This is a genomic window from Amycolatopsis sp. NPDC049159 (genome assembly GCF_040648295.1).
Classification (GTDB): domain Bacteria; phylum Actinomycetota; class Actinomycetes; order Mycobacteriales; family Pseudonocardiaceae; genus Amycolatopsis; species Amycolatopsis pretoriensis_A.
Genome location: NZ_JBEZDL010000057.1, coordinates 1 through 1,359, shown reverse-complemented (window position 1 = coordinate 1,359; position 1,359 = coordinate 1). Strand labels below are relative to the sequence as shown.

Sequence of the window (1,359 nt, the reverse complement as noted above, 5' to 3'; positions counted from 1 at the left end):
GGGCTAGGGGTGGGTGGCCGCAGAGACCAGCGGAAAGCGACTGTTTACTAAAAACACAGGTCCATGCGAAGTCGCAAGACGATGTATATGGACTGACGCCTGCCCGGTGCTGGAACGTTAAGAGGACCGGTTAGCCAGTAATGGCGAAGCTGAGAATTTAAGCGCCAGTAAACGGCGGTGGTAACTATAACCATCCTAAGGTAGCGAAATTCCTTGTCGGGTAAGTTCCGACCTGCACGAATGGCGTAACGACTTTCCGGCTGTCTCAACCACAGGCCCGGCGAAATTGCACTACGAGTAAAGATGCTCGTTACGCGCGGCAGGACGGAAAGACCCCGGGACCTTTACTATAGTTTGGTATTGGTTTTCGGTTCGGCTTGTGTAGGATAGGTGGGAGACTGTGAAGCGGTGACGCTAGTTACTGTGGAGTCGTTGTTGAAATACCACTCTGGTCGAATTGGGAATCTGAACCTCGGGCCATGATCTGGTTCAGGGACAGTGCCTGATGGGTAGTTTAACTGGGGCGGTTGCCTCCTAAAGAGTAACGGAGGCGCCCAAAGGTTCCCTCAGCCTGGTTGGCAATCAGGTGTTGAGTGCAAGTGCACAAGGGAGCTTGACTGTGAGACAGACATGTCGAGCAGGGACGAAAGTCGGGACTAGTGATCCGGCACCTCCTGGTGGAAGGGGTGTCGCTCAACGGATAAAAGGTACCCCGGGGATAACAGGCTGATCTTGCCCAAGAGTCCATATCGACGGCATGGTTTGGCACCTCGATGTCGGCTCGTCGCATCCTGGGGCCGGAGTAGGTCCCAAGGGTTGGGCTGTTCGCCCATTAAAGCGGCACGCGAGCTGGGTTTAGAACGTCGTGAGACAGTTCGGTCCCTATCCGCCGCGCGCGTAGGATACTTGAGGAAGGCTGTCCCTAGTACGAGAGGACCGGGACGGACGAACCTCTGGTGTGCCAGTTGTTCTGCCAAGGGCATGGCTGGTTGGCCACGTTCGGAAGGGATAACCGCTGAAGGCATCTAAGCGGGAAGCCTGTTCCAAGATGAGGTATCCCACCCCTTTGTGGGTTAAGGCTCCCAAGAGACCATTGGGTTGATAGGCCAGAAATGGAAGCACAGTAATGTGTTGTCGAGTTGACTGGTACTAATAGGCCGAGGACTTGTCTACGAAGATGTTGCGCATCCACTCTACGGTTCTGAAACACCACGCTAGGTTGCGTGTGTTGTTTCGGAGTGTTTCGGTGGTTTTAGCGTCAGGGAAACGCCCGGTCCCATTCCGAACCCGGAAGCTAAGCTTGACAGCGCCGATGGTACTGCAACCGAAGGGTTGTGGGAGAGTAGGACACCGCCGAAC

2 rRNA genes (1 of these 2 only partly in view) are annotated in these 1,359 nt (G+C 55.1%); both read left to right on the top strand.

Going from position 1 to position 1,359, the window contains the following annotated elements:
- Positions 1 to 1,173: ribosomal RNA gene (locus AB0B33_RS46705) — 23S ribosomal RNA — on the top strand (it extends 2,039 nt beyond the left edge of the window).
- 69 nt (positions 1,174 to 1,242) lie between these two features.
- Positions 1,243 to 1,359 (top strand): 5S ribosomal RNA (gene rrf / locus AB0B33_RS46700).